Source organism: Gordonia polyisoprenivorans NBRC 16320 = JCM 10675, assembly GCF_000241325.1.
In the GTDB taxonomy this organism is placed as follows: domain Bacteria; phylum Actinomycetota; class Actinomycetes; order Mycobacteriales; family Mycobacteriaceae; genus Gordonia; species Gordonia polyisoprenivorans.
The window spans coordinates 38,966-52,975 of the sequence record NZ_BAEI01000093.1; the positions used below are offsets into that span (position 1 = coordinate 38,966).

Annotated in this window: 14 protein-coding genes and 1 pseudogene; 7 read left to right on the forward strand and 8 right to left on the reverse strand. The window is 66.5% G+C overall.

Annotated elements, in window-relative coordinates; translation table 11 throughout:
- Positions 1 to 104 precede the first annotated feature (104 nt).
- A complete protein-coding gene (locus GOPIP_RS26615; protein WP_006372992.1) occupies positions 105 to 1,406 on the forward strand; it encodes an ammonium transporter in 1,302 nt (433 codons plus the stop codon).
- Positions 1,407 to 1,415: 9 nt separating this feature from the next.
- Here the strand turns inward: GOPIP_RS26615 and GOPIP_RS26620 are convergent, their stop codons facing one another.
- Positions 1,416 to 2,279, reverse strand: a complete 864-nt coding sequence (locus GOPIP_RS26620; protein ID WP_006372993.1) for a DUF8017 domain-containing protein — start codon at positions 2,277 to 2,279, stop codon at positions 1,416 to 1,418.
- Between the two features lie 260 nt (positions 2,280 to 2,539).
- Positions 2,540 to 3,184: a pentapeptide repeat-containing protein gene (locus GOPIP_RS26625; RefSeq protein ID WP_006372994.1), complete on the reverse strand. Its 645-nt coding sequence runs from the start codon at positions 3,182 to 3,184 to the stop codon at positions 2,540 to 2,542.
- 217 nt (positions 3,185 to 3,401) lie between these two features.
- Here GOPIP_RS26625 and GOPIP_RS26630 point away from each other — a divergent pair, with 217 nt between their 5' ends.
- Positions 3,402 to 4,025 (forward strand): LGFP repeat-containing protein, encoded by a 624-nt coding sequence (locus tag GOPIP_RS26630; RefSeq protein WP_035728901.1) that lies wholly within the window; start codon positions 3,402 to 3,404, stop codon positions 4,023 to 4,025.
- 125 nt (positions 4,026 to 4,150) lie between these two features.
- Positions 4,151 to 5,023, forward strand: a complete 873-nt coding sequence (locus tag GOPIP_RS26635) for a Cof-type HAD-IIB family hydrolase (RefSeq protein ID WP_035728902.1) — start codon at positions 4,151 to 4,153, stop codon at positions 5,021 to 5,023.
- Between the two features lie 33 nt (positions 5,024 to 5,056).
- Here GOPIP_RS26635 and GOPIP_RS26640 read toward each other — a convergent pair whose 3' ends face one another.
- Complete coding sequence (locus tag GOPIP_RS26640; RefSeq protein ID WP_006372997.1) at positions 5,057 to 5,728, reverse strand: hypothetical protein; 672 nt, start codon at positions 5,726 to 5,728, stop codon at positions 5,057 to 5,059.
- A 120-nt stretch (positions 5,729 to 5,848) separates the two neighbouring features.
- On the opposite strand from GOPIP_RS26640, the gene GOPIP_RS26645 reads away from it, so the two are divergent.
- Positions 5,849 to 6,541: a phosphoribosyltransferase gene (locus GOPIP_RS26645; RefSeq protein ID WP_006372998.1), complete on the forward strand. Its 693-nt coding sequence runs from the start codon at positions 5,849 to 5,851 to the stop codon at positions 6,539 to 6,541.
- On the opposite strand, the gene GOPIP_RS26650 is transcribed toward GOPIP_RS26645, so the two are convergent.
- A complete protein-coding gene (locus tag GOPIP_RS26650; protein ID WP_006372999.1) occupies positions 6,507 to 6,995 on the reverse strand; it encodes an SRPBCC family protein in 489 nt (162 codons plus the stop codon). The two genes, GOPIP_RS26645 and GOPIP_RS26650, sit on opposite strands and share 35 nt — an antisense overlap.
- 3 nt (positions 6,996 to 6,998) lie before the next feature.
- Entirely contained in the window at positions 6,999 to 7,379 is a 381-nt protein-coding gene (locus GOPIP_RS26655) for an ArsR/SmtB family transcription factor (RefSeq protein WP_006373000.1), read from the reverse strand.
- A gap of 173 nt (positions 7,380 to 7,552) precedes the next feature.
- Here GOPIP_RS26655 and GOPIP_RS26660 point away from each other — a divergent pair, with 173 nt between their 5' ends.
- Positions 7,553 to 8,605, forward strand: coding sequence for a YihY/virulence factor BrkB family protein (locus tag GOPIP_RS26660; RefSeq protein ID WP_006373001.1), 1,053 nt, complete (start codon positions 7,553 to 7,555; stop codon positions 8,603 to 8,605).
- A 32-nt stretch (positions 8,606 to 8,637) separates the two neighbouring features.
- Here the strand turns inward: GOPIP_RS26660 and GOPIP_RS26665 are convergent, their stop codons facing one another.
- Positions 8,638 to 9,987 (reverse strand): hydroxysqualene dehydroxylase, encoded by a 1,350-nt coding sequence (locus tag GOPIP_RS26665; RefSeq protein WP_006373002.1) that lies wholly within the window; start codon positions 9,985 to 9,987, stop codon positions 8,638 to 8,640.
- A 68-nt stretch (positions 9,988 to 10,055) separates the two neighbouring features.
- Positions 10,056 to 10,847 carry a hydroxymethylpyrimidine/phosphomethylpyrimidine kinase gene (locus tag GOPIP_RS26670; protein WP_006373003.1) on the reverse strand — a complete coding sequence of 264 codons (792 nt, stop codon included), beginning with the start codon at positions 10,845 to 10,847 and terminating at the stop codon, positions 10,056 to 10,058.
- Positions 10,848 to 10,998: 151 nt separating this feature from the next.
- Between GOPIP_RS26670 and GOPIP_RS26675 the strand changes: the two genes are divergently transcribed.
- On the forward strand, positions 10,999 to 11,850 hold the full coding sequence (locus tag GOPIP_RS26675; RefSeq protein WP_006373004.1) for a 3-hydroxybutyryl-CoA dehydrogenase: 852 nt from the start codon (positions 10,999 to 11,001) through the stop codon (positions 11,848 to 11,850).
- A 27-nt stretch (positions 11,851 to 11,877) separates the two neighbouring features.
- Here the strand turns inward: GOPIP_RS26675 and fadD5 are convergent, their stop codons facing one another.
- Positions 11,878 to 13,458, reverse strand: coding sequence for a fatty-acid--CoA ligase FadD5 (fadD5, locus tag GOPIP_RS26680; protein WP_244421233.1), 1,581 nt, complete (start codon positions 13,456 to 13,458; stop codon positions 11,878 to 11,880).
- A gap of 281 nt (positions 13,459 to 13,739) precedes the next feature.
- On the opposite strand from fadD5, the pseudogene GOPIP_RS26685 reads away from it, so the two are divergent.
- Positions 13,740 to 14,010 (forward strand): annotated as a pseudogene (locus GOPIP_RS26685) (methyltransferase domain-containing protein); the annotation flags it as partial.

The following is a 14,010-nucleotide window of genomic DNA, read 5'->3' on the forward strand; positions in this document are numbered from 1 at the left end:
CTCGAAAGTCCGGAATGCCGGTTTGCATCGATAGTCGAATCCCCTGCTGCCGAAGAATATTGAGCCGATAGACTTTCGTCGCCCGGACGCAACGGAAGGCGGCCATGTTCCCCAAGTACGGTATTCCCGACGGTGCCGACACGGCGTGGATGCTGGTGGCATTCGCGCTCGTCCTGCTCATGACACCCGCTCTCGCACTGTTCTACGGCGGGATGGTCCGGTCCAAGAGTGTCCTGAACATGATGATGATGTGTCTGTCGGCGATCCCCATCGTCTGGATTCTGTGGGTCGTCGTCGGGTACTCGTTGGCCTTCGGTGACGATCACGCAGGACTGATCGGGAGTTTGGGCTCGTTCCCGGGCCTCGAACACACCTTCGGTCATGATGCGGCACATCCGACGACGATCCCGCTCGTCGGCACCATTCCCGCGATTCTCTTCGTCGCGTTCCAGGCCGGGTTCGCGATGGTCACCGTGGCCCTGATCGCCGGTGCGGTCGCCGACCGGATGCGCTTCGTCTCGTGGGTGGTGTTCGCGACCATTTGGTCGCTGCTGGTGTACATCCCGATCGCGCACTGGGTGTTCAGTGCACCCGGATTGACCGAAGAGCACGGTGGCTGGATCGTCGCCCACCTCAAGGCCATCGACTTCGCCGGTGGCACCGCGGTCGAGATCAACTCGGGTGCGTCGGCGCTGGTGCTCGCCATCCTCCTGGGGCGGCGGCGCGGCTGGCCCAAGGATCCGATGCGGCCGCACAATCTGCCGTTCGTCATGCTCGGTGCCGGCCTGTTGTGGTTCGGCTGGTTCGGGTTCAACGCCGGACCGGCGTTGGCGGCCAACGGGTCCGCGGCGATCATCGCGGTCAACACCCTCGGGGCGGGTGCGGCGTCGATGGTGTCGTGGCTCGTCGTCGAATACGCCCGGCATGGCCGGCCCACCTCTTTTGGTGCGGCCTCCGGGGTGATCGCCGGCCTGGTGGCGATCACGCCCTCGTGTTCGGCGGTGACACCACTCGGAGCGCTGGCGATCGGTGCGGTCGCCGGTGCGCTCAGCTCGTACGCCATCGAACTGAAATTCCGCTGGCGCTATGACGATTCCCTGGACGTGGTCGGGGTGCATTTCGTCAGTGGTGTCGTCGGCACCCTGATGATCGGCCTGGTCGCCTCGAGCTCTGCACCGGCCGGCGTGGACGGGCTGTTCTACGGGGGCGGATTCGATCAGTTGTGGCGCCAGGCGGTGGCTGTGGTGGCGGTACTGTCCTACGCCGTCGTCGTCACCGGGATCATCGGTCTCGCACTCAAGTACACGATGGGCCTACGTGCCGATCGCCAGCACGAGGTCGACGGCATCGACGACGCACAACATGCCGAGTCGGCGTACGACTTCCACACCGCCGGTGGTCGGTGAGCACACCGCTCAGCTCGCCCGGCGCAGCGTCGAGACCATCTCGGCGACGACGGCGGGACTGACCGCGTCGGGAACGCCCTGCGGAGCCGAGATGACGAAGAGTACGCACCCCTGCTGTCCGGGCACCGTCGTGGCCACCATGGAATGAATGGCGGTGGGGCCGACACAGTTCGAGGTCGCGATGTTGGTCACCGATGCGACGATCTGCACCGCGGGTGCCCCGCCGACGGTGAGTTGTCGGGGTGGGCTGAGCTGTACCGTCGGGACGTGTCCGGAGTCCGAGGTGTAGATGTCGGCCACCAGCGCCGCCTCGTCACGTACAGCGTCGTTGATGTCGGTGGTGTTCGATGCACCCGGCAGCCCGGAGACCGCGACCGAGTTGTCGCCGCAACCGGGTACGTCGAGGGTGGCCGCACCGCTCATGGTTCGGATCGCGCAATAGCCGAAAGGACCGTCGTTGCACCGTTTCTCCCAGCCGACGAGTGTGCCGCAGCTCGCCACCGTCCAGTTGGGTGGGACGTCATAGGCCAGACCGCGTTTGCCTGCGACGGTGCGCCATCCGGCGGGGGTATCGGGGGCGGCGGTGGCCGGCGGACATTGCGCAGCTGCCGGAGCCGTTGTCGAAGGAGACCCGGACGGCGTGGGAGTGGTGGTGCTCGGGAGTACCGACGACGACTGCGCTGCGCTTGCGGAGGTGTCGTGACCGTCATGCGTGGAGCGCACCACCAGCACCACCGCAGCGACGGCCACGACGACGATCAGGATCACTCCCGCCGCGATGACCGCGAGTGCCTTGCCGCTGCCCCCACCGCGCGGCGGCCCGCCGGGTCCGCCCGGCGTTCCGGCGTCCCAAGCTTGTGGTTGCTGCGCCATGGGGTGACCCGGATACGCCGAACCCGGTGGCACGGCACCCGGGTACCAATGTGGTTGGGTCGGATACTCCGATTGTTGGAACCCTGGTTGTTGGTACCCCGGTTGTTGATGGCCCGGTTGCTGGTAGCCGGGCGGCACGAAGCCGGAATGTTGATGATCAGGCGGCTGATTCGGGTCCGGTGGATTGCCCTGTGTCGGATGGCTCACTGATCTCCCCCGAGGTCGCCGTGCACGGGCAGCGACGGTATCACCCGAGTGCGTCAGTCGATGACGATGCCGAGGTGCGCCGCGAAGTGTCCGGTGAGCCCGAGAGCCTGCTCGCCGTCGATGGTGCATCCCCGCAGCCCGTCGAGGTGATGGATCGTACCGATGTCGAGTCCGCGCAGGTCGACGTCGGACAGCGTCGCCTGATGGACATCGAGTGTCGTCACCGTGCAGTCCTCGAATGCCATACGCGCAACGGTGGCGTCGACGAGGTCGAGTTCGCCGATGATGCACCCCCGGAACAGCACGTCCCGGACGTCGCTGCCGCGGAAGTTGGCCAGCTCGATCTTCGCCGAATCGACCACCAGTGACCGAATCCGGGATTCGAAGAGATCAAGTGCCCCGACGCGGCTCGCGCAGATCTCGGCCTGCCGTATGAAGCTGCGCGGCATCGACATCCGTGGCGCGTTGATTCCCTCGAGCCGGGTCTCGACAAGTCGGGCGCCGGTCAGATCGGTGTCGTCCAGCGACACCGAGGTCAGCCGGCACCCGGACAGTTCGAGCCCGCTCAGGTCACGGCCGGAGAGGTCGACGTCGGTGAGCCGGACGAGTTCGACAGACGCATACGGTTCGAGTTGGTGGGTATCGCCCACCTCCGCGGAGGTCAGGGTCAGGGTCTCGATCTGTGGTCGTTTCGCCACGCGTGCGACGTCCTTTCCTCGGGTGGTGCAGACGAGCGTAATGCGTCCGGGCGCCACCGCTTCGAGCACGGGGGTCCGGATGATCGCCCGTCGACACGCCGGATGCTGTTCTTCGCGAACCCTGGATTCATGATGACAACTTCGTTAGCCTGCCGAATGGGTCGTTTTCGATGGGCCCATCCGCTTGGCCGAGAACAGTGAGAACCGAAGGGAAATCATGAAGAAGACCATGCGAATGGCAGTCGGTGTCGCCGCGGTGTCCGTGGCTGTGTTGACCGCAGCAGGATGTAGTGACGACAACAGCGATTCGGCGACATCCTCGTCGTCGGCCGCATCGTCGATGATGGCCGAGGGCAGCGCGTCCGCCTCCAGTGGTGCCCAGGCGCAGGGCGCCTCGGTCGCACTGACCGCAGCCGACGGCACGACGGTCACCCTGACCGGACCCATCGCGACGAAGTACGAGGCCGCGACCGCCAAACAGAAGACCGACCTGGGTAAGCCGAAGACAGGGGCGGACGCGTCCGGAACGGGCGCCAACGGCGTGGTGTTCCAGCAGTTCGACGGCGGGGTCATCAGCGCCAAGAACGCCGAGGCCGGTACGCCGGCGTACATCACGTGGGGCAAGATCCGCGACGCATGGAATGTGCCGCGCAACGCCGCCGGTCAACCAGCCACCGACGGGAAGGGTGGCTCGCAGGGGCCGCTCGGTACCGCAACGAGCGATGAGAGCGAGTCCGGCACGCTTCGGACCTCCACCTTCGAACACGGCAAGATCACCTGGGACTCCGCGACCGACAAGGTCGAGGTCACGGTGGACGGCAAGGTCGTTCCGGCGTCGTAGACCGAGCGTGGATGCTGCGCCCCGACCGGTCGAACCGATTGGGGCGCAGCCCAGTCCGCCCCGACCGTGCAAGGCTCACCTGGTATCGCCTTGGCCCGCCGGCCGGGCGCGGGTTACCGTATCGCGTGACCGGAGACGACATGGCCTCGCCGGAGCGAGTGACGACGAACCTTCCGCCGGTGCCCACCGACCTCCGGCTGGTGGTCACCGACATGGACGGCACACTTCTCGACGAGCACAAGCGCATCCCGGAGTCGCTGTGGCCGTTGCTCACCGATCTCGATCGCCGCGGTATCGTCTTCAGCCCGGCGAGCGGGCGGCAGGCGGCAACGTTGCTCGATCAACTCGGTCACGCCCTACCCGAGCTGGTGGTGATCGCGGAGAACGGTGCGGTGGTCGCGCGAGGGTCCGAAAAGCTCAGTGTCACACCACTGGACGCGTCCGCGGTGCGCGAGGTCCTCGATGCGGCGCAGGAACTCGCGACAGCGGGGATCGACCTGGGCGTGGTGTTGTGCGGACCCGATACCGCGTTCGTCGAGCGATCCGATGACCCCTTTCTCGCACAGGTGCGTCCCTACTATCACTCGCATGAGATCGTCGAGGATCTCCGCCGTGTCGATGGCCCCTTCGTCAAGGTCGCGGTCTACGATTTCGTCGACGTCGAGAAGGACACCGCGCCACGGATGACCTCGCTCGAGGGCGCGATGCAGGTGGTCGTCTCGGGCCGCAACTGGGTCGACGTGATGGCCCCGGGGGTGGACAAGGCGGTGGCGGTGCGCGCCGTGCAGCAGCGACTGGGGATCACCCCCGCCCAGACCATGGTTTTCGGCGATTATCTCAACGATCTGGCCATGCTCGGCACCGCCGAGTATTCCTATGCCATGGCCAATGCCCATCCCGAGATCCTCTCGGCCGCCGCCTACCTCGCACCCTCGAATGCCGAGAACGGTGTGGTCCGCACGGTACGAGCCGCGATCGGCCTACCCGACCTTCGGTGACACGAGAAAAGAGTGACGTAAGAAGACGGGGCGTCAGCCCCACCGAGGCACGCGAGGCAGCGAGCCCTCGTCGTCGGCGCCACGCGCCAGCCAGGATGCGACGAATTCGCGGGTGCCGTGTACGAGTGCACCACCACCGTGCACGGTCCACTCGTCACCCTCGATGGTGGTGATCGTCAGGGGCGCGACATCGGCGCGGATCTCGAGGCGGCGCACCATGGCGTCGAGCGCATCGAGCACCGAGTCGGGATCGGCCTCATCGAGCGACCACACCGAGCTGACGGCGTCGTTGGCGAGGACGATGTCTGCGATGCGCTGAGGTACCACGTCCCGCGGTCGCAGGTCGACGCTGCGACAGTTGATCACCGCATCCGGCGAGCACTCCTCGAGATGTGTTGCGGCGTCGAGGAACACGCGCTGGGACTCCCGCAGTCGCCGACGCACCTCATCCGGACTCTCACCGGCGCCCGTGGCGTGGGTGCCGGGCTGCGCAGCGGTGCGCGGTGAGTCGAGGGCGGCCCATACCGCCGCGGTCAGCTCGACACCCGAGTGCGCCAGTCGTGCGATCACCTCGCGGCGCGGCAGACCATTGTCGGCCGACGCCTCGAAACGCTCATCGCCCATCATCGTCACAATGGTGTCGAGCATGTCGAATTCGCGCCCGAGCCGCGACAGATCGGAAGGCAATCGGGTGATCGTCGTCATGGCCACGCTCCTCTGGTCACCGGCGCCGACCCGTGTCGACACCACCGTCCATCGTTACATCCTGCGCTGCGCCTGCGGTCATTTCGGCCGGTTCGACGGACGCCGGGGCGCTGTGGGTGGATGCTGGGGACGATGACATCCGCCCGCCCGTACCGTGACCGCATCGACGCCGGCCGCCGCTTGTGCGCGTCGCTGTCACACCTGCGCGGGCGCACCGGTCTCGTGGTGTTGGCCCTGCCGCGCGGAGGGGTCCCCGTCGGGCTTCCGGTGGCCGCCGACCTCGGGTGTCCGTTCGACATCTGCCTGGTCCGCAAACTGGGGGTTCCCGGGCAACCCGAGCTGGCCGCCGGCGCGATCGCCGCCGATTCGACGATCGTCACCAACGACGAGATCATCGCGCGCACCCACACCACCTCGCGCGATCTCGATGCGGTGATCGCCAAGGAGACAAAAGAACTCGGCCGCCGAGAGCGCGTTTATCGCGGGGGTGCGCCCATGGTGGACGTGGCGGGCAGGACGGTCGTGCTCGTCGACGACGGCGTCGCCACCGGCGCAACGATGCGCGCCGCCCTGAGCACGCTGCGCCGCCAGGGCGCGGCCGAGCTGATCGTCGCCGTCCCGGTCGGCCCCGAAGGTGTCGCCCGCGACTTCCCCGAGGCCGATGTCGTGATCTGTCCGATGACCCCACAGCACTTTCGCGGTGTGGGCGGCGCTTACGACGATTTCGCCCAACTCACCGACGAGCAGGTGTGCGCGATGCTCGATGCGACGCGTCCCACTACTTGGCGACGAGGAAATCGTCGATCTGATTGATCGCCCCCGAGGCCCCTTCGACGACGCCCATGTCGAGGACCTTCTGCAACGCCTCGGCGGTCTCGTATGTGCTCAGGAAGGTCGCCACGGTACGACCGTCCTTCTCGGCGAAGCTATACTCGTTGACCGACACCGGCAACGAGTCCACCGGGGTGAAGTCCTCGTCGGCGAATCCGTCGCGGAAGGTGAATCCGTGCGGTTCGTCGAGGGAATCGATGATCCAGTAACCGGCGTACTTCTCCCCCTCCGGTCCGGTCATGAAATACGTGACCCGTCCGCCGGGCGTGAAATCGTGGTCGACGAAGGTGGCCGGATGGCTCGGCGGACCCCAGATACGTTCCAGCTGACGGGGATCGGCGTAGATCTGCCAGATCCGCGACGGTGGTGCGGCGAACTCCGCGGTGATGGTCAGTGTTCGGGAATCGAGGTCGTGGGTGACGTCGGTGACGGGCATGGGTCAATCCTCCTGGTGTCGAACAACTTCGGTGTCATTGGTGTGTACTTCTCTGTCCGCGGTGTGGGCGATGAGGTCATCGATCCGCCCGATCCGGCCGCGCCAGATCTGTTCGAGGTCGGTCAGCATCGTCGCCACCGAGCGCACCGCGTGCACGTCACCGGTGGCCAATTGCTCGCGACCGTGGCGTCGCTTGGTCAACAGCCCCGCTCGTTCGAGCACGGCAACGTGCTTTTGCACTGCGGCGAAACTCATGTCGTAGTTCGCCGCGAGCGCCGAGACCGAGTGTTCGCCGGCGAGTACCCGTCGCATGATGTCGCGGCGGGTGCGGTCGGCCAAGGCGTGGAACATCGCATCGGCGCGGTCCTCGTCGTCCTCGATCACTCCTCCAATATACAACCAGTTGGTTGTACGTTGTCAATACGTGGCGACCGTGCTCGGGGCCTGACGGGCCAACACGCCGTCGTTCGCCCGTCCTCCGTCGCCGTTGCCGTGCCGTCGGTGATGATCGTGGGCGAAGTGATGAGAGCCGGAACAGTCGAGCGAGGTGGAGTGCGATGTCGTTGAGCGCCGGTATCGACCGTTTCCAGCGTCGCCATCCGCTGAGCGGCTATCCCCTCGCGGTGGCGTACAAGTTCTTCGACGATCAGGGTGGCTACCTCGCGGCACTGCTCGCCTACTACGGTTTCATCTCGCTGTTTCCGCTGCTGTTGCTGTTGACGACCGTGCTGGAGTTTGTTCTGCGCGACAATCCCGAACTGCGGGAGCGAATCGTGGACTCGGCGATGTCGCAGATCCCGGTGATCGGTTCCGAGCTCGGTCAGCCGGGGCAGCTCAGCGGAGGGACGGTCGCGGTGACGATCGGTGTGGTCGGCGCCCTCTACGGTGGGCTGGGCGTCGCCGTGGCCATTCAGAACGCGATGAACGTCGTGTGGGCGGTGCCACGCAACGACCGTCCCGATCCGATCCGCGTGCGTTTGCGCGGAATGCTGCTGCTGTCGACGGTGGGAACCGCGATCATCGGGTTGACCGTGGTCAACGGCGCGATCGCGGCCGTCGATCTCGGCACCACGGGGAAATGGCTGTCGATCGCGGGATCACTGGTGTTGACCGCGGTCCTGTTCGTGGTGGCTTTCCGCATCGGTACGGTGCGTGAGCTCGGTGTCCGAGACGTGCTGCCCGGCGCGATCGCCGCCGCGATCGGATGGCAGGCTCTGCAGAGCTTCGGCAGCATCTACGTCCAACATGTCATCGCCAACGCGAGTGCGACGACAGGTGTGTTCGCCGTGGTGCTGGGTCTGCTCGCCTTTCTCTACATCGCGGCGATTCTCGTCGTGTTCTGCCTCGAGGCCAACGCCGTGCGGGTCGACAAGCTCTATCCCCGCTCGATGCTCACCCCCTTCACCGACAACGTGGTGCTCACCTCCGGCGACAAGGCGGCCTACGTGGCACAAGCCAAGGCGCAGCGGCACAAAGGTTTTCAGGAGATCCAGGTGCGATTCGACAAACGCTCCGCCGACAGCCGATCCGGTGACGAGGAATCCCCCGACGACCAAGCCGGCAGCGATCGATCGGGCAGCGACGGATCGGGAAGCGACCCCGACAGCTGACAGTGCACCGACCGATCCGCGCGCGGGGCGGGTCAGTGCGATCCGGCGAGTTCGAGAATCACATCCACTGCGCGGGCGGCGCTTTGGCATGCGCCCTCCATGGTCGTCGTCCAATCGGTGCGCGTCCAGTCCCCCGCCAACGCCAGACCGCGCACCGACGTGCGTTGATCGGGCCGGATGTCGGCGGTCCCGGGCCGTTGGGCGAACGTCGATTTCGGCATCCGCACCACGTGCCCGAGGATCAGTTCGGCGCGCCGGGCGCCCGGGTAGTAACGCCGCAGCATCTGCATCTGGAGGTCGGTGATGTCGGCATTGGACTTGCCGATGAGATCGTAGGCTGCCGAGACGGTGGTCGAATACAGATAGCCGCGCGCCGCATCCCGACCGTGCATCCGTTGGCGATCCCATACCTGTTCGAGGACGCCCTCACCACCGAGCAGGATCTCGCCCCAATCGTCCATGCCGATGGGGCGATCCAGGTAGAGGTTGACGCTGACGATGGGCACTGGCGTCAAATGCCGGCTCGCCGAATAGATCTCGTCGTGACCGGGCATTTGATCGAGCAGGCTGCCGATACTCCACACCGGGACCGCGCAGATGACCGCGTCCGCCGAGAGGAACTCGCCATCGGTGAGCGTGACCCCGGTGACGGCCTCGTCAACGATCTCGACCGTCCGGACCACCGCGCGATGGCGGACCTCGACGCCGGCATCGGCGAAGACCTTCTGTGCACCGGTGACGAACAGGGTGTCGAGATCCACCGTCGGATAACCGATGGAGATCGGCGTCCGGGTTTCCCGCGCCCTGCGGATACCGGTCACCAGGAGGTCGGCGGGCACCTTGGCCGAGGAGATGTCCGGCTTGTCGCCGGTCAGACCGATGACGATGCCGTCCCACAACGCCTCTCGCGCAGACGTGGGCATCCGCAGTCGGCGGAACCATTCGTCGGCGGTGATCTGATCGAGCCACTCGGGTTGGCGCAGCGCCTGCCGGATCAGCAGCGCTTGCGCACGCGCGGTCCGGAGCCGGTCGAGTCCGCGCACGCCCGGCAGATCACCCAGTGCCGCACGCAGCCCAGCGATCCCGCCGAAGGCCGAGCGGCGCGTCGCGCCACCGGGCATCCGGATCGTCATGTGGCGGGGAAAGGCCACGTGCTGACGGGTGCCGACGCTGTCGAGGTAGCGCATCAGATGCTCATAGCCACTGGCGAAGACGTGCTGACCGTTGTCCGGGACGTCGTCGACCGCGGCGACCGGCATCGAGATCGTTCGTCCGCCCAGCGATCCCCGGCGTTCGAGCAGGGTCACCCGGTGTCCGGCCTCACTCAGCCACACCAACGACGCCAGTCCCGCCAATCCGCCACCGATCACCACACAATGCATGCGATGAGACTAATCGGCCGATCCGTTCCATGGGAGGAATCGGAGATTCGGGGTCACCGGCCGGCCGACTAGAGCCGTGGACAGACCGCGTCGAACGGGGCGGTCGAGGAGATCCGGGTTTCGATCCCGGCGTGAGTGAACTCCTTGGCGGTGTGAATCGCATCGAGAACGTCTGCGCCCTTGGCCAATTCGGCCGTGGTCGCCGCGGCGAAGACGCAGCCGGCACCTGACGCCCGCTCCTCGCCGACCTTGGGCGCGCGCAGCACGGTGATCTCCGAACCGTCGTAGACCACATCGACGGCGTCGTCGCCGGGTAGACCTACGCCACCCTTGACGATGACCACCGCCGGACCCTGATCGGCGATCCGCCGGGCCGCCTCGGCGAGATCCTCGACGTCGGCGAGTTCGTCCATCCCGGCCAGTGTCGCTGCCTCGAACAGGTTGGGGGTCACGACGGTGGCCAGCGGCAGGATGTGTTCCCGTAGCGCGTTGTCGGTGTCGAGGGCGGCTCCGGGTTCTTGACCCTTGCAGATCAGGACCGGGTCGACAACGACGTGTCGCCAGGGTCGGGCCCGCAAGCCCTCGGCGACGGTGGTGATCGTCTCCGGGGTGCCCAACATCCCGATCTTGACGACCTCGGGCTCATGAGCAATGGTCGCCGCCTCGATCTGGTCGGCGATGACCGGTGCGGCGATCGGCACGAAGCGGTGTCCCCATCCGGCTTTCGGATCGAAGGAGACGATGCACGTGATGGTCCCGACGCCGTAGGTGCCGAGCTGGGTGAATGTGCGCAGATCTGCCTGCAATCCCGCGCCCCCGGTTGCCTCGGAACCTGCGATGACGTACGACACGGTGGCCACGGTGCATTCTCCCTCTGCTCGATTCCTCCGGCGGTGCCTCCCCCAGCTTGCCAGCGCCCGCCACACGACGCATGAAGCAGGGTGCCCGTTGCGCCGGCGCGCATCGCACTACGCTTGGCGTCGGTTCACTACTGCCTACGTGGAGGTTTTCATGACACAGCTCGGAGTGGTCGGCGGCGGCACCATGGGTGCGGGGATCGCGGAGGTCGCGATTCGCGCCGGCGATGACGTACTCGTACTCGAGCGCGACGAGACCGCCGCCGATGCGGCACGCGCCCGCATCGAGAAGTCTCTGGGCCGTGGCGTCAGCAAGGGCAAGATCTCCGAGGACGATGCCACCGCGGCACTGTCCCGACTGACCCTGACGACCACCGTCGGCGATTTCGCGGATCGTGAGCTGGTGATCGAAGCGCTTCCCGAGGTCGAGTCGCTCAAAATCGGCTTCTTCGCCGAACTCGACAAGGTCACCGCGCCCGAGGCGATCCTGGCCACCAACACCTCGTCGATCCCCATCATCCGGATCGCCAAGGACGTCGCCGACCCCTCGCGCGTGGTGGGCGTCCACTTCTTCAATCCGGTTCCCGTGATGCCCCTGGTAGAGATCATCTCGAGTCTCGCGAGCTCACCGCAGGCCATCGAGACCGTCACCGTCTACGCCCGCGATCACCTGGGCAAGCGCACGATCGCGGCCGGTGATCGCGGCGGCTTCGTCGTCAACGCCCTGCTGATCCCGTACCTGGTGAGCGCCATCCGCATGTACGAGAGCGGCTACGCCTCCAAGGAGGACATCGACGCCGGCATGGTCAACGGCTGCGCTCACCCGATGGGCCCGCTGACGCTGAGCGACACCGTCGGTCTCGACGTCGTTCTCGACGTGGCCGAATCGCTCTATCAGGAGTTCCGCGAGCCGCACCTCGCGCCGCCGCCGCTGCTCTCGCGCATGGTCGAGGCCGGCTATCTCGGCAAGAAGAGCGGCAAGGGCTTCTACGACTACGCCGGCTGACCACCCGCTCGCCGGAGGAGCCGGTGGTCAGTGCAGGCCGGTGTCCTTGCTGCCGTAGGCCTCACGCAGGCGCGGTTTGACGACCTTGCCGCCGGCGTTGCGCGGTAGTTCGTCAACGATGACGAGGTCCTTGGGCTGCTTGAAGCGGGCCAGGTTCTCGTTCAGATAGGGCTCGAGCTCGTCGAGGGTGAGGTCGTCGGCGCCCTCGGCGAGCACGACGACGGCCACCGGGACCTCGCCCCACTTTTCGTGGGCGCGGCCGATGACGGCGGCCTCGGCGATCTTCTCATGGCCATAGAGCACGTTCTCCACCTCCGCGCAGTACACGTTCTCACCGCCGGAGATGATCATGTCCTTGGCCCGGTCGACGACAAAGAGGAAGCCGTCCTCGTCCTGACGGACGAGGTCTCCGGAGTGAAACCAGCCGCCGCGGAAGGCATCCGCGGTTGCCTGCGGGTTCTGCCAGTACCCCTTCATCAGATTGGGTCCGCGGTAGACGATCTCGCCGACCTCGCCGGGGGCGACGTCGTTCATCATCGGATCGACGATCCGGGCGGTCACCGCGGGCACCACCTTGCCGATCGACCCGATCTTGCGCAGCGCGTCCTTGCCCTCGAGGACGCACGTGACCGGCGACATCTCGGTCTGCCCGAAAGCCGTCATGTTCAGCGCCTGCGGGAACGACTCGTTCATCGCGTTGAGCACCGTGTCCGAAGCGGGTGCAGCACCCCAACTGATGGTGCGCAACTTGAGGTTTCGCGGCCGTACACGTTGGGCGGCACACACCGCCTGCCACTGGGCCGGCACCATGAAGACCGACGTCGTGCCCTCCCGTTCGAGGGTGTCGAGCATGTCGTCGGGGTCGAACGCGCCGAGCGGGTGGATCACGGCGGGAACTCCCCGGTAGAACACCGGCGCGAACGCGGCGATGCCGGCGATGTGGAAGATGGGTGGGACCACCGAGGCGACGTCGGCGTCGGAATGGTCCTGGGCCGCGGCGATCGTCGTCACCGCCTGCGCCTGCAGGTTCTGATGGGTCAGCATGGCGCCCTTGGGTTTTCCGGTGGTTCCCGAGGTGTACATGATCAGTGCCACGGTGTCCTCGGGCACATCGATCTCGGGGAGATCGGCGGAGTCCTCGGCGATCAGATCGGCATAGTCGAGGTGGTCGGGAACCTCGCTGCCGCCGACGACGATCGTGTGGTCGATGCCGCCGGTGGAGGCGGCGGCCGCCTGGGTCAGGGGCGCGAGCAGGGTTTCGGTGACGATCACCCGTGCGCCACTGTCGGTGATGAGGTACCCCACCTCGGCGGGGCTCATCCGGATGTTGACCGGCACCGGAATCGCGCCGATCAGGTTGGCGCCCAACACCGCCTCGACGTACTCGGTGCGATTGAGCAGTGCCATCAGTACGCGGTCGCCGAAGCCGACGCCCCGCCGGGCCAGCGCCGCACCGAAGGCCCGGGAACGCTCATCGAGTTGCCGCCAGGTGGTGGTTTGGCCCAGGAACCGCAGCGCCGGGCGGTCGGGGGTCATGAAGGCGTGCCTGCGGACCTGGTTGTTCCAATGGTTGCGTCGCGAACGCAGGGGCTCGGTGGTCGCGGTCATACGCACTCTCCCTGTGATCATGGGTGCGCACGTCCACGCCAACTCCGCGTGCGCCCCGGTCGCGCTTGGTGTTCCCATCACACAGTAGAGCGCGGCACGGATGCCGCGGGAGCGTTCGCTCGGCTTGGTGCCGACGACGGGTGTTTCGTCCGATCCCGGGCCCGACGCCACCACCGCGTGGTTCACAGGATACCCTAACCTAACTCACAGGGCGGGTGGTTCGGTGTGGCATGTCCGCCACGACGCGGCTCCGCCCCGACACCCATGGAACGGACACGGAGATGGTGCAGCAGACCACCAGGACGTCGATGGCGCGTGCGGTACTCGGCGAGGACAATTATCGACGTGCCATCCGGGTGCTCAACGAGCGCCGGCAACGCCCGCGGGTCGGCCGTGTGCGCTTCGGTGATCTGCGCCGAACCCAACCGATCTGTCGCGAATACGGTTCGGCGCGTGGACGTCCCGTCGACCGGTACTACATCGAGAATTTCCTGGCCGAGCACGGACGGCTGATCACGGGATCTGTTCTCGAGATCGGCGAACGCACCTATA

Bases quoted from the DNA above. Each gene is read 5' to 3' on its own strand.
- GOPIP_RS26645 (WP_006372998.1), top strand. From the start codon at position 5,849: ATGCTGGGGACGATGACATCCGCCCGCCCGTACCGTGACCGCATCGAC.
- GOPIP_RS26630 (WP_035728901.1), top strand. From the start codon at position 3,402: ATGAAGAAGACCATGCGAATGGCAGTCGGTGTCGCCGCGGTGTCCGTG.
- GOPIP_RS26675 (WP_006373004.1), top strand. From the start codon at position 10,999: ATGACACAGCTCGGAGTGGTCGGCGGCGGCACCATGGGTGCGGGGATC.
- GOPIP_RS26660 (WP_006373001.1), top strand. From the start codon at position 7,553: ATGTCGTTGAGCGCCGGTATCGACCGTTTCCAGCGTCGCCATCCGCTG.
- fadD5 (WP_244421233.1), bottom strand. From the start codon at position 13,458: ATGACCGCGACCACCGAGCCCCTGCGTTCGCGACGCAACCATTGGAAC.
- GOPIP_RS26620 (WP_006372993.1), bottom strand. From the start codon at position 2,279: ATGGCGCAGCAACCACAAGCTTGGGACGCCGGAACGCCGGGCGGACCC.
- GOPIP_RS26640 (WP_006372997.1), bottom strand. From the start codon at position 5,728: ATGACGACGATCACCCGATTGCCTTCCGATCTGTCGCGGCTCGGGCGC.
- GOPIP_RS26650 (WP_006372999.1), bottom strand. From the start codon at position 6,995: ATGCCCGTCACCGACGTCACCCACGACCTCGATTCCCGAACACTGACC.
- GOPIP_RS26615 (WP_006372992.1), top strand. From the start codon at position 105: ATGTTCCCCAAGTACGGTATTCCCGACGGTGCCGACACGGCGTGGATG.
- GOPIP_RS26665 (WP_006373002.1), bottom strand. From the start codon at position 9,987: ATGCATTGTGTGGTGATCGGTGGCGGATTGGCGGGACTGGCGTCGTTG.